Below are 12,139 nucleotides of genomic sequence, written 5' to 3' on the forward strand. Positions count from 1 at the left end.
GAGCCACTGCTCCGGCTTTTTAATTGGTGCCAATCTGCTCTGACTCAGGGTTGCTCACAGCGCAGCAGACGTGGCTGTCCCCAGGGAACCAGTTGGTCGTAATGGCCACTGGCACGTGCCGCAGCCAAGGCTTCGTTGAAGCGTTCTATCAGTTCGCGTCCATTTTGCATCTTGCGCGACACCAGCAAATAGAAGGTATCCCGCTGGCGAAAATAGGGGAGCGGTTGCAGATAGTTCGGGTCGCCGAACACCTGCATGCTGGCGTCCGCCGTCACCGCATCATTCATCGGCATCAGATCAACCCGGTTCCGCTCAAGCAGTTGCAGACATTGCACCAAACTCTTGGGGCGAGTGAGCCGCAATGAAAAACGGGCAATCACCTCATCTGCGTGACTGGTGCTCCAGCTGGCAGGAATACAGACTCTCAACCCCTGCCACTTGCCATCGAGTACCGCATCACTGCCACGATAGGTGAACCAGGAGAGGTGATCGATATGAATGGGGGCGCTGTAATAGAACAGCTTGGCTCGCTCACGCGTCCAGGCATAAGGGAAGGTGGCGGATGCCAGGCCGTTGCGAACCAGCTCGTAGCCCCGGTTCCATGGCAGGTAATCCACCTTCAGCTCGTCATAGCCAGCCTCGCGCAGCAGGGTCGTCACCAGCCGGGTGCTCTGCCCACCATCAGGCAGCCCGGCCCCGGAATAGGGCGAAAAATCTCCGGTTACCAGCGACAGGGGGGCGCATGACAACCATCCACACCAACAACAGAACAACCAGCCATAGTGCTTCATCGCCATCCCTCTCTTTACTCTCCAGTTCAGTATAGGAGGCTGACCCAAATAACCCGGTCTGGTTGCCTTTGCGCCAACGCCCCTGCTAAGGTGCAGCGCTTTTATTACAGAGGAGTTCCGATGTTACCCCTACCTGACATACTGATCTGGGCAGCACAGGCACTGGCCACCCTGCTCTGTATGGCACGCCAACGCCTGCCAGGTTTCCTGCTGCTTGCTGTGGCTCTGCTGCTGGCGCTCTGGCTGGATCGCATCACCACGACCGCACTGCTGGTGACGCTGGCAGCCCTGCTGCTGGCCTGGCGTCTGCCCACCTTCTCCGGCCATAGCCGCCCCCTCGCATGGTCAGCCCTGCTGGCATGGGCGGTGGCACTGACCCTGCACCTGATCCCCGGTTTCAGCAATCTCAAGGTGCTGGATCAGGTACTGGCAGGCCCCGCCAGTGTGCCATTCAACATGTATCTGAACCTCGACAAGCCACTGCTCTTCTTTGGGCTGCTGCTGGCCTGTCCGACGCTGCTTGGTAAGGGAGGCGCTATCCGCTGGCGTCCGCTGGCTCTGTTACTGCTGCCGCTGGGTGCCCTGCTGGTCATCGCCTGGCAGTTGGGGGCACTGAAACCGGAAGTGGGTCTGCCCCACTGGTGGTGGCTGTTTGCACTCAACAACCTGCTGTTCACCTGCGTGGCGGAAGAGGCGCTGTTTCGAGGCGCTATTCAGCAGGGGCTGACCGAGCGTTACCGCCCCTGGATTGGCATCATCGTGGCCGCGCTACTGTTCGGAGCCATCCACCTGCCCGGTGGCCCACTGCTGGCGCTGTTTGCGACCCTGGCAGGCTGCTGCTACGGCTTGGTATTCCAGCTCAGCGGGCGACTCTCCGTGGCCATCCTGATCCACTTCGCCTTCAACTTCGCCCATCTGGTGCTCTTCACCTACCCGCTGGCCAGAGCCTGACGGTCAACTGCGCGGCGTCTTGCCCTTGAACTGCTTGACGCTGCGTTTGGCCTGAGTACGGCGATTGGCCTGCTTGTCACGAGGGGGGCGTTTGCCCTCCCCGCTGGCAGGCTGGTCGGTGACCGGGAATCCCGCCAGATCTCCCAGCGGCAGCTCGCGGCCGGTCAGGGTGCGGATGGCTTGCAGCATGTCACTCTCGCCATGACAAACCAGCGAGATGGCCAACCCCTCGCGGCCAGCCCTGGCGGTACGCCCGATGCGGTGAACGTAGACAGGGGCACTGGCGGGCAAGTCCAGATTGATCACCAGCGGCAGCGCCTCCACATGGATGCCGCGCGCCATCAGGTCGGTGGCCACCAGCACCCGCACCCGACCCTCCTTGAAATCATTGAGCGCCTGCTCGCGCACCGCCTGCTCCTTCTCGCCATGGAGAGCAGCCACCGCAATGCCCGCCTTGGCCAGCTTTCTGGCGACCCCGTCGGCATCATCCCGCGCACTGATAAAGACCAGCACCTGCGGCCACGCCTGCTCCTTGAGCAGGCTGATGAGCGCCGGCACCTTGCTGCTCTTGTTGACCAGATAGAGTCGCTCTTCGATCTCGTTCACCACGCTGTTGAGGGGTGTGGCCTCGATACGGGTTGGCTCACGCAGCAGGCCGTTGGCCAGCGCCTCCAGCTCGGCAGGCAAGGTGGCGGAGAAGAACAGGGTCTGGCGATCCGCCGGAATAAAGCCGAGCAGCGCCTTGATGTCGGGAGCAAAGCCCATCTCCAGCAGGCGATCCGCCTCATCCAGCACCAGCAGCTGCAGACCACCCAGCCCCAGCAACTGTTGGGTCAGCAGATCCCGCAACCGCCCGGGTGTAGCCACCAGCAGCTGTGGCCCCTGCGCCAGTTCGGCCTGTTGCCGCTCCTGCGCAACGCCCCCACACAACGTCACGATGCACAATCCCAGCGCCTCGGCCCCCTCTTTAAGCGCGGCAGATACCTGAATCGCCAGCTCGCGGGTTGGCACCAGCACCAGACCCTGCACCTGGCTGGAGGCAGGATCCAGCCGTTGCAGCAGCGGCAAACCAAACGCCAGCGTCTTGCCGCTGCCGGTCTGGGCCAGTGCCAGCAGATCCTGCCCCGCCAACGCCGCCGGAATCGCCAGCTGCTGGATGCGGGTCGGCGTCTGCAAGGTGGTGGGCAAAGAGGCCAGCAGAGCGGGATGGAGGGCAAGTTCGCGAAAGGTCATGGCGCTACGTCAACAAAGAAGTGGGAGGCGAAGTCTAGTGAGCGGGGGCCAAGAAGTAAAACCCTATCAATGATGGCCAGGCCAAGGGGGGGATTGCAACGGGCTGACTACACTTGAGCTGACCCATCACAGAGAAAACTGTCATGACCAGACACATCCCCATCCTGCTGCTGACCAGTGCGCTGCTTGGCAGCATCTCGCTCGGCCTGTCCGGCAGCACGGCGAGCGACAGTGCGGCCGAACAGGCCAAACCGGTGCATACTCTTAACGCGCATCTCGGTGAGCTGCCGGGACTGATCAATGCCGACAAGACAGGACCTTTCGTTGATTTAGTGCGCGCCATCGACGATCTTCATCCCGATGTGACCATCAGGATCACCATCTATCCCATCGCCCGGGCCATGGCCGGAGTGATCGCTGGCAAGGCAGATCTCGGTCTGCCCGCCATCCGCAATCTCAGGGAGGTCGATATGCTCCCCTACCGTTTCAGTACCCGCAGCTTTGGCAAGGTGGCCCATGTGATTTACAGCAATACGGCCCATCCGGTCACCACAGATATGGCCTATGGCATAGTGCCCACCAAACGGGATCTGCTGATTGAAGCCGTTCCCGACTATATGCCCTTCTCGGTACAGCGCTCGATGAGTATCGAGCAGTCACTGCGCAAACTGTCTCGGGGTCGCATAGACGCCTTTGTCTGGGCACAAGAAGAGGCGGACCTGATGCTGAAAAATCTGAAGCTGACCAATATTCGCCGTGAATTCTTTGGTGATTTCGAGGATGTCTTCATCATCCAGAAAGGGGGGGGCGGGGATGAAATAGACGAATTTTTAAGTCGTTCCATTGAGCAACTCGCCGCCACCGGCAAACTGGCCGAGATCTACGAGAAGATCCACCGCCCCTATGTGGAGTGGCAACCCTCCCCACCCGCCAAGGCTGAACCGGCGACCACCCCGCCCGCAACACCCTGAACAGACAATTCCCGCATAAAAAATCCCGCCGAAGCGGGATTTTTTATGGCTTGCAGCCTTACAGCACGGCCAGCGCAGCGGCGTAGTTCGGCTCGTCGGCCACTTCTGCGACCAGCTCACTGTGCAGCACCTTGTTGTCACCATCCAGTACCACGATGGCGCGAGCGGTCAGACCTACCAGCGGGCCGGAAGAGAAGGCAACGCCGTAATCTTCCATGAAGGCCGCACCGCGCAGGGTGGAGAGGGTCACTACCTTGTCCAGACCTTCGGCGCCGCAGAAGCGGGACTGGGCGAACGGCAGATCGGCGGAGATGCACAGCACGACAGTGTTATCCAGCGCGCTGGCCTGCTCGTTGAACTTGCGCACAGAGGTCGCGCAGGTGGGAGTATCGACGCTCGGGAAAATATTCAGGATTTTGCGCTGACCGGCAAAGCTTGCCAGGGTCACGTCGGAAAGATCCTTGGCCACCAGGGAGAAGGGCTTGGCTTGCTCACCGGCGACCGGGAAGTGACCAGCGACGGAAACCGGGTTGCCTTGCAGAGTGACTGAGTTGCTCATGTGTTATGTCCTTTATTGGTGTAGTAAAAATCCGAGTGATCAGTATAGGGGCGGCGGGACCAGACAAACACCCGCGAAGACAAGGGATATAAAGGGGTTGACCTTGGACTTAACACCAAGGTTTAGACTCCTTCTCGGTAATCAGGGATCTCGCAGGGGCGGGATCCATCAAGAGGGACTCATCATGAGCAAATCCTGCTGCAATCATCAGCACGCCGCCCCCATCAAGGCCGTCAGCAAGGCGGCCTCCGGCCAGAGTGAACATCACCACGATAGCCACTGCTGCGACAACACCACGCCCGTCAGTTGCTGTTCAACCCAGACGCCTCATGAGCACGCATCCCGTGACGGCAATGAATCCCCCGGGGATGAAGAGCCTCCCCGAGGAGGCTGTCACGATCAAGCGTGCTGCAGCGCCTCCTTATCACCAGCTCACGAGCATGAGCATGATATGCCCCCTGCCGACCCGCTGGTTGCGCCGGTGCAAGGCAACAGCCGCCACAGCTGGCAGGTATTGGGGATGGATTGCCCCAGCTGCGCCCGCAAGATCGAGACAGCCGTCTGCCGGGTGAGCGGCGTGCAGCAGGCACGCGTGCTGTTTGCCACCGAGAAGCTGGTAGTGGATCTGGCCCCAGGCCTCTCCCCGGATCCCGTCACCGCCGCTGTGCTGGCTGCCGGTTTCCAGCTCAAGGGGGAAAGTGCTGACAAGCAGGCAGCTGGCCGTAAGCAAGCTTCACAACAGCCCCTGCAAGGCAATCTATTCGGTAACTTTTTGGGCAAATATTGGCAGCCCCTGTCACTGGCCAGTCTGATGCTGGTCGCTGCCCTGCTGCCGAAAGAGCTCGGTCAGCCACTCTTTACCCTGGCGACCCTCTGGGGGCTGTGGCCCATCTCCCGCAAGGCGTGGGCGCTGACCAAAAGCGGCTCCCCCTTCGCCATCGAGACCCTGATGACGGTCGCCGCCCTGGGCGCCCTGTTTCTCGGCGAAACCGCCGAAGCGGCCATGGTGCTGCTGCTCTTTATGCTGGGTGAACATCTGGAGGCCTACGCCGCCGGACGCGCCCGGGCCGGAGTGACCGCCCTGATGGCGCTGGTACCCGACAAGGCGCTGCGCATCCGTACCACTGCCGAGGGCGAGGTGCGGGAAGAGGTAGCTGCCGATGAGCTGCGTCCCGGCGATATCATCGAAATCGCCCCAGGTGCCCGTCTACCTGCCGACGCCCGCCTGCTCGATGAACTCGGTGCGTTTGACGAAAGCGCCCTGACAGGTGAGTCTATTCCGGTGGAACGCCGTCAGGGTGACAAGGTGCCGGCCGGTAGTCTGGCGGCCGATCGGGTACTGCGCCTTGAAGTCATCTCCGAGCCCGGCAACAACGCCATCGACCGCATTCTGCACCTCATCGAGGAGGCCGAAAGCCAGCGCGCCCCCATCGAGCGCTTTATCGACCGCTTCAGCCGCTGGTATACCCCGGCCATGATGCTGGTTGCTCTGCTGGTGGTGGTGGTGCCGCCCCTTGCCTTCAGCCAGAGCTGGGACGAATGGATCTATCGCGGACTGGCGCTGCTGCTGATCGGCTGCCCCTGCGCGCTGGTCATCTCCACCCCGGCAGCGGTCACCTCGGCGCTGGCCGCCGCCACCCGTCAGGGAGCGCTGATCAAAGGGGGGGCCGCGCTGGAGCGACTGGCCCATATCGATACCGTGGCGTTTGACAAGACCGGTACCCTGACCCTGGGCAAGCCGCAGCTGACCGAGCTGGTCAGCCTCAATGGCCAGCCGGAGGCCGAGTTGCTGGCGCTGGCGGCTGCCATCGAGCAGGGCTCTCACCACCCGCTGGCCAGCGCCGTGGTCGCCAACGCGACCGAACAGGGGCTGACGCTGGCGGAGGCCCGAGACTTGCGTGCCCTGCCGGGCATGGGCGTTGAGGGACGCATCAACGGTGAACTGTGGCAACTGCTGGCACCGAACCGGGTGGCGACCCTGAATGTGGAACAGCAGACACGGATTGGTTCGCTGGAGCGGCAGGGCAAGACCGTCGTGGTGCTCTGCCAGAGCAGTGGCGACCAGGCGCTGCCGATTGCCCTGCTGGCGCTGCGGGATCAGATCCGGCCGGAGGCAGCGGCCGCGCTGCAAGAGCTCAACCGACTCGGGCTCAACAGCATCATGTTAACCGGGGATAACCCCAACGCCGCCGAGGCGATCGCCACCGAGCTGGGCATGGGCTGGCGCGCCGGTCTGCTGCCGGAGGGCAAGGTCAATGAAATTGCCAAGCTCGCCAGCTCGCAGAAAGTCGCGATGATCGGCGATGGCATCAACGATGCCCCCGCCATGAAGCGGGCCAGTATCGGCATAGCCATGGGGGGCGGCACCGATGTGGCGCTGGAGACGGCAGATGCGGCGCTGACCCACAACCAGCTCGGCGGTATTGCCGCGATGATCCGGCTGTCGCGGGCGGCACTGGCCAATATTCACCAGAATATCGCGCTGGCGCTGGGGCTGAAGGCCATCTTCCTGGTCACCAGCCTGCTCGGCATCACCGGTCTGTGGATTGCGGTGCTGGCCGATACCGGCGCCACAGCGCTGGTGACCGCCAACGCCTTGCGGCTGCTGCGCAAGCGTTAAGCCAGCCGATAGCATCCCAGCCAAAAGCCGTCCCCCAACCGGGACGGCTTTTCTTTTTCCTCTCATTTCTCTCACGGCACCCCGTAAAAGAAAAAGCGCGCCTGCCGGTCGGCAGTCGCGCTTTGCTTACTCTCTCGGAGTTATCCCACCCTTGGCAAGGTGGAATTCAACCCGGGGGCGCCGAGCCATCCCCCGGACTCAATGGCTTGCTTACTTGACGCTGCACTCCTGAATGACGGCTGTGCCCGCCTTGACGCCAGCCGGGTCAACCTTCACCAGCACACTCCACAACCCCTGCGGCAGGGTGATGCTGTTATTGGCACTGCCCCCCTTGGAGAAGGCGAACGAATAGCCGGTTTCAGCGTTCACCGCGCCGCCACCGTTGAGCAGGTACTCCTTGCTCCAGTCCTCGTTGGCGACCTTGAACTCGGTGCTGCCAGCGTAGTTGAACGCCGCCTGATAGATGGCGAGATCGCCGTCCATCCCCTTGTAGCTCAGCTGGTACTGAGGTTGGGCTCCCCAGCCGGAGAGCTCACCCTTGACGAAGAGGTTGTAGCCAAGCGGATTGCCCGCCACCGTATCCAGCACCTTGCAGCTCTGCACAGGCTCGGTGAAGCTGACGCTCAGGGTCGGTTTGTCCTTGTTCATGGCGGTAAAGACAAACTTGTAGCTGCCTGCCTTGGCCAGATCGACACCGATATTGCCGGTTTCTCCCCCCTTGCAAAGGGTCAGCGGAGTGCCAACCACCAGCTTGTCACCGGCGTTACAGCTGCCGTAGTTGACCGGCCCCCAGCTGGCGTCAGCGATCTTGACGCTGGTGGTACCCAGCTTGTCGGTGCTCACCTCGGTAGTGAACTCGTACATAAAGTTGCCGCTGAAGGTCATCTGGTTGGTGTTGCCCCACTCATCGAGGAACCCCTTCAGATAAACATCGGTGTTGCCAAACGGTGGCAGGGTGCTCAGGTCGGTCTTCTTGCTGACCGGCAGGCCCGCACCCTGTGCACCAGACTGCGGCTTGACGAACACAGCGGCAGACCAGGCCCCCAGCGTCAGCTGGCCGTTATCATAGGCGGCGCCGCTGGCGATGCTGTCGACTGCGCGATGCTTGCTGCTTAGCACCATACCGCTCAGATCGATCGGCTGATCGTTACCGTCACGGAAGTCGCCGATGCTCTGGCTCTGGTTGCTGGCGTTGATCATCACCACCAGACCGTCGATGGCCGGATCCAGATCCGCTCCGGCACTGACGCCATCATCCACCGTCATGACGATAAGGCCGGGCACCTGATCCGGGCCGGTATTGCGGAAGTCGACCCGCTTGATCACCTCGGCGCCACTGCCCAGACGCAGCAGGCGGGAGGAGTTGCGCAGCTCCGCCAGCTCCTGATAGAAGCTCACCATCTGCGCCATCTCGGCCGAGCCCGGCTTGGCATGCTTGCCGAGCACCTGCTCGATCAGCGGATAGTTGTCGCCATCCTTGTCCTTGCGCGGCAACCCCTTGTCGAAGTTGTTGTCGCCCAGGGTGTAGTCGACCTTGTTGTACCAGTCGCCCGAGTCATAGCTGTCCCGCTCCATGGATTTGGAACGCAGCAGCTCGACACCGGCGTGGGTGAAGGGAATGCCCTGACCCAGCATGGCTGTCGCCAGCGAGACCCCCTGCATCCGCACCAGATCGGCTCCGGCAGGCGCCTTGTATATCAGGTTGTCGAACAGGGTCTGGTTGTCGTGCTTGTCGACATAGTTCTGCACTTCCACCGGATCCTGGGCATAACCGGCGCTCTGGCCGTTGTAGTCGATCTCGGCGCCTTTCTTCGGCATGCCATCCTTGTCGGTCAGCACGAACTCCTTGAGGTTGCCCGCCATGCCGAGCCGCACCAGATCGGACTGGTGCAAGGCCGTCGCCAGATCCATCTTGCTCATTTCGTTAGGATCGACGAAAGCACCGTTGCCAAAGCCCTGGGTCTTGCGAATGGTATCGCCACCGTCGAACGGACTGCCGCCGCGCACCGCATCGCGCAAGCGGTCGGAGAAGGAGCCGATACCGGTACCGCCCAGATGCTTCTGGGTAGCCTGCACGAAGCGCTTGTCATCCTGCACTTCGCCGAAGTTCCACCCCTCGCCGTAGAAGTACATCTCGGGATTGACCTTCTTCACCGCGGCCAGCGCCTGAACCATCTGATCTTTCGGATGGTGGCCCATCAGGTCGAAGCGGAAGGCGTCGATCTTGTAGTCGCGCGCCCAGGTGACCAGGGAGTCATCCATCAGCTTGGCAAACATGGCGTGTTCCGGCGCCGTGTTGGAACAGCAGGTGGAGTTCTCCACCGAGCCGGTCTCCGGATTGAGGCGCTGATAGTACCAGGGCACTATCTTGTCTAGCACCGACTTGGGGCCGAGCCCGGATTCGTTGGTGTGGTTGTAGACCACGTCCATCACCACGTTCATGCCGATGTTCTGCTTGATGGCCTTGACCATCTCGCGGAACTCCAGAATACGTTTGGTGCCCTCGGCGTTGGTGGCGTAGGAGCCTTCCGGCGTGGTGTAGTGGTAGGGATCATAACCCCAGTTGAAGGAGTCGACGCCGCGCAGATAGCCGGAGAGCTCCTGCACCTGCGGATTATCCTTGCTGTCGCCCCCTTGCAGGTCGGCCAGCACATCTCCCACGGTCTGACCGCCACCGCAATAGCCACCAAATCTGGATGTTTTCACATCCGGATTGACCTGACAGAGCTTGCTGAAGTCATCGCCGAGATTGGCTACCTTGGCCGGATCCTCGTTGACGGTAGCGATATCAAACACCGGCAGCAGGTGCAGGTGGCTGACGCCGCTTTTTGCCAGCGCTTTCAGATGGTTGACCGGTACAGAGTCGGGCTGGGTCAGACCGACAAACTTGCCGCGCTTCTCTTCATCGGTGGAGGCATCGTTACCGGTCAGGTCGCGAATATGGGCCTCATAGATGGTGATGTCGGCGGGGTTCTGCTGGCTGTGGGGCGCCTTGAGGCTGTCCCATCCTTCCGGTTTCAGGGCCGGATCGTCGAGATCCACTACCTGACTGAACTCGGAGTTCATCGCCAGACTCAGGGAGTAGGGATCGGTCACCTCATAGTGCTCAACCTTGCGGCTCAGCGGATGGTAGACCTCCATGTCGTAGCGGTAGAACTGGCCGATCAGCTCGCTGCCCCCCTCATAACTCCAGCTGCCGCTGGCGCTGTCGAAGGTCATCGCCACTTCACCACTCTTCTGGTGGCTGGCGTTGTAGAGGGCCAGCTTGACCGACTTGGCGGTCGGCGCCCAGAGGCGGAAGGTCACCCGGTTACCCTCCACCACGGCGCCATAGCTCAGCTTGGTCGCCTCGGGAGCATAGAGCGCATCGAGGGCGCCGGCGCTCTGCACCAGGGTGGCTCCTTGCAGGATACCGTCGGCATCGGTGCCGATAGCCACCAGCTCACCCTTGAGCAGGGGCTTGAGATCTTTCCCGGCAGGCAGGGCAAAGGCGGCCGCATCCTTGAGGTGCGGATATTTGGCCTGCTGCTCGGCAGTCAGGCTGGTCGCGGTCAGGCTGATATAGGGGAAATCGAACACCCCATCGGCATTGGCCTTGATGGTGCCCGAGTCGGTGTAATAGAGGCGAACGTGGGGCTTGTCCTTGCCCCCTTGCCAAATCAGGGTATTGCCATCGATCAGATGAGCGCTGGCCCCCGCCACGCCAAAGGCGGCGGTAAAGGCTTCGGCACGGCTGCCAAACAGATCTTTCTTGCCCGCGACAATGGCCACGGTGCGATCCGGGTGCTCACTGAAGATCACCTTCATATCGCTGCCGGTCAGGTTGGCCAGATCGCCGTTGCGGGCGATAAAGTTGATGCACCCTTCCACCTTGTTGAGCGGTACGACCCAGGCCGGGCCAAAGCTGTCGGCAGTGGCAGGTGTCTTGCTCTTGTCATCCCACCCGGTATTCAGGCCACTATCAGCCGTTGCCTGGCAGGCGTCGTTGTTCCAAAGGTGCAAGCTGTGGCTGTCAAATGGTGCCTTGGCGCTTTTGGCTGCCGACTGGGTATCCACCAGCGCAATGACCACCTGATTCTCCCCGGCGACCAGCAACTCTTTCGGGGGATCCATCTTGGGCAGACGGGCGACAGGCCCATCGGTGACTTCAGGTGTAGGCGGTGTAGGGGGGACGGGGTTCACACCGGAGGCATCAGAGCTGTTGTCATTACAGCCAGACAAAAGCGCGAGCAGTGAGGCTGTTACCAGCGCCACTTTGGTCTTTTTCATATCCATATTTTTATAATTCCCGCTGTAGTTAGTCTCGATAGTCGAGCACCCGGTCATTGCCAGGCGGTGCCATATTAATCAGCGGCAATCGATTCAAATGTGAGCGAGAGGGCAAAAAAACCATCCAGTTTCAACAAGATAACGTTTTCAGACTGAAACTTCGATCCGGCTCACAGACCTCGCGGCCATTTGGCCTCATATCTGGAAAACGGCAGTCACGGGGTCAGAAAAGCAATGTCTGATCAAGTGGATAGACAAGGAGTAAGCAATGAAACGGATTGAAGAGCAGGCAAGACGACTCGATCAGGAGTATCAGGCGATCGGGCAGCTGTTCGACCAGTTCTGCCAGCAGGCTGGCGCCCTGGCCGAACAGTATCACTTCTTCAACTGGCCCGATTATGAAGACTCACCCCCGCTGAGCCGCGCCTTCACTCTGCTGGGGGAACCCCGCGAACTGCGGCTGCGCTGTCAGCCCGGTGAACGCTCCGCCCTCAATGGCCTGATCCAGGTGGTCTCGGAGGATGGCACCATAGATGCCAGCCTCGGATTTCGCGCCGATGGCCAGTTGCTGCTGGAGTCCGGCAAACTGCTGGACAACCCGCCCGGACTGCTGCTCAAGTTGCTGCTCGGCGCAATCTGGCAACACAAGCCGCAGGCCGATCTCTCACAACAGGAGATCTAGCTGCGGAGCCAACTGTTGAGTCGTTCTGGCTATTGTGGCCGCAGCACGCATCCACAATAGCCT

General features: G+C 61.3%; 8 protein-coding genes. 4 read left to right on the forward strand and 4 right to left on the reverse strand.

Annotated elements, in window-relative coordinates; all coding sequences use genetic code 11:
- Nucleotides 1-44: 44 nt before the first annotated feature.
- On the reverse strand, nucleotides 45-749 hold the full coding sequence (locus G5306_RS18835) for a substrate-binding periplasmic protein (protein WP_421276682.1): 705 nt from the start codon (nucleotides 747-749) through the stop codon (nucleotides 45-47).
- Nucleotides 750-911: 162 nt separating this feature from the next.
- Here G5306_RS18835 and G5306_RS18840 point away from each other — a divergent pair, with 162 nt between their 5' ends.
- Nucleotides 912-1,742 carry a CPBP family intramembrane glutamic endopeptidase gene (locus G5306_RS18840; protein WP_421313444.1) on the forward strand — a complete coding sequence of 277 codons (831 nt, stop codon included), beginning with the start codon at nucleotides 912-914 and terminating at the stop codon, nucleotides 1,740-1,742.
- Between the two features lie 3 nt (nucleotides 1,743-1,745).
- Here G5306_RS18840 and G5306_RS18845 read toward each other — a convergent pair whose 3' ends face one another.
- The gene (locus G5306_RS18845) at nucleotides 1,746-2,975 is read right to left on the reverse strand and encodes a DEAD/DEAH box helicase (protein ID WP_421313446.1); all 1,230 of its coding nucleotides are present in this window, start codon (nucleotides 2,973-2,975) and stop codon (nucleotides 1,746-1,748) included.
- A 143-nt stretch (nucleotides 2,976-3,118) separates the two neighbouring features.
- On the opposite strand from G5306_RS18845, the gene G5306_RS18850 reads away from it, so the two are divergent.
- The gene (locus tag G5306_RS18850; protein WP_421313448.1) at nucleotides 3,119-3,946 is read left to right on the forward strand and encodes an ABC transporter substrate-binding protein; all 828 of its coding nucleotides are present in this window, start codon (nucleotides 3,119-3,121) and stop codon (nucleotides 3,944-3,946) included.
- A gap of 58 nt (nucleotides 3,947-4,004) precedes the next feature.
- Here G5306_RS18850 and tpx read toward each other — a convergent pair whose 3' ends face one another.
- Nucleotides 4,005-4,505, reverse strand: coding sequence for a thiol peroxidase (gene tpx / locus G5306_RS18855; RefSeq protein WP_021230929.1), 501 nt, complete (start codon nucleotides 4,503-4,505; stop codon nucleotides 4,005-4,007).
- A gap of 184 nt (nucleotides 4,506-4,689) precedes the next feature.
- On the opposite strand from tpx, the gene G5306_RS18860 reads away from it, so the two are divergent.
- Nucleotides 4,690-7,125 carry a zinc/cadmium/mercury/lead-transporting ATPase gene (locus G5306_RS18860; protein ID WP_421313449.1) on the forward strand — a complete coding sequence of 812 codons (2,436 nt, stop codon included), beginning with the start codon at nucleotides 4,690-4,692 and terminating at the stop codon, nucleotides 7,123-7,125.
- 210 nt (nucleotides 7,126-7,335) lie between these two features.
- Here the strand turns inward: G5306_RS18860 and pulA are convergent, their stop codons facing one another.
- Entirely contained in the window at nucleotides 7,336-11,400 is a 4,065-nt protein-coding gene (gene pulA / locus G5306_RS18865; protein WP_421313451.1) for a pullulanase-type alpha-1,6-glucosidase, read from the reverse strand.
- A 262-nt stretch (nucleotides 11,401-11,662) separates the two neighbouring features.
- Between pulA and G5306_RS18870 the strand changes: the two genes are divergently transcribed.
- Nucleotides 11,663-12,076 carry a hypothetical protein gene (locus tag G5306_RS18870; RefSeq protein ID WP_216952830.1) on the forward strand — a complete coding sequence of 138 codons (414 nt, stop codon included), beginning with the start codon at nucleotides 11,663-11,665 and terminating at the stop codon, nucleotides 12,074-12,076.
- Nucleotides 12,077-12,139: the final 63 nt, after the last annotated feature.

The organism is Aeromonas sp. 603404, from assembly GCF_049171775.1.
In the GTDB taxonomy this organism is placed as follows: domain Bacteria; phylum Pseudomonadota; class Gammaproteobacteria; order Enterobacterales; family Aeromonadaceae; genus Aeromonas; species Aeromonas veronii_A.

Excerpts from the sequence above, each read along its gene's own strand:
- tpx (WP_021230929.1), bottom strand. The coding sequence starts at position 4,505 with ATGAGCAACTCAGTCACTCTGCAAGGCAACCCGGTTTCCGTCGCTGGT.
- pulA (WP_421313451.1), bottom strand. The coding sequence starts at position 11,400 with ATGGATATGAAAAAGACCAAAGTGGCGCTGGTAACAGCCTCACTGCTC.
- G5306_RS18840 (WP_421313444.1), top strand. The coding sequence starts at position 912 with ATGTTACCCCTACCTGACATACTGATCTGGGCAGCACAGGCACTGGCC.
- G5306_RS18870 (WP_216952830.1), top strand. The coding sequence starts at position 11,663 with ATGAAACGGATTGAAGAGCAGGCAAGACGACTCGATCAGGAGTATCAG.
- G5306_RS18860 (WP_421313449.1), top strand. The coding sequence starts at position 4,690 with ATGAGCAAATCCTGCTGCAATCATCAGCACGCCGCCCCCATCAAGGCC.
- G5306_RS18845 (WP_421313446.1), bottom strand. The coding sequence starts at position 2,975 with ATGACCTTTCGCGAACTTGCCCTCCATCCCGCTCTGCTGGCCTCTTTG.
- G5306_RS18850 (WP_421313448.1), top strand. The coding sequence starts at position 3,119 with ATGACCAGACACATCCCCATCCTGCTGCTGACCAGTGCGCTGCTTGGC.